The sequence below is a fragment of the Collinsella aerofaciens genome (genome assembly GCF_020709435.1).
In the GTDB taxonomy this organism is placed as follows: domain Bacteria; phylum Actinomycetota; class Coriobacteriia; order Coriobacteriales; family Coriobacteriaceae; genus Collinsella; species Collinsella aerofaciens_AU.
The window spans coordinates 1-235 of sequence record NZ_JAJFDP010000065.1; the positions used below are offsets into that span (position 1 = coordinate 1).

Annotated in this window: 1 protein-coding gene; it reads right to left on the bottom strand. The window is 72.8% G+C overall.

Annotated features, from left to right (window positions below; all coding sequences use genetic code 11):
- On the bottom strand, window positions 1-235 hold a 235-nt coding region (locus LK493_RS10155), incomplete at both ends, for a hypothetical protein (RefSeq protein ID WP_227790936.1).

The window sequence follows — 235 nt, forward strand, 5'->3', positions numbered from 1 at the left end:
CAGAGCCGCGTTCTCACATCTGAGGCTGAGGTCGGCGGCCGCCTTGCGGGCGTAGACATCCCGCGCCTCACCGGTCAGGCACTTGAGGCCGGCGCACCTCTCGACCGCTTTCCTGTGGCGCTCCAGTGCGCCGGCGAGTGCGGGGGAGTCGGACGCCGCCCGGCCGAGGGCCTCCCTCAACGCGGCGGAGGCCTCCGGGTGGAAACGCCTGAGGTGGGCGGCCTCGATCCTTCCG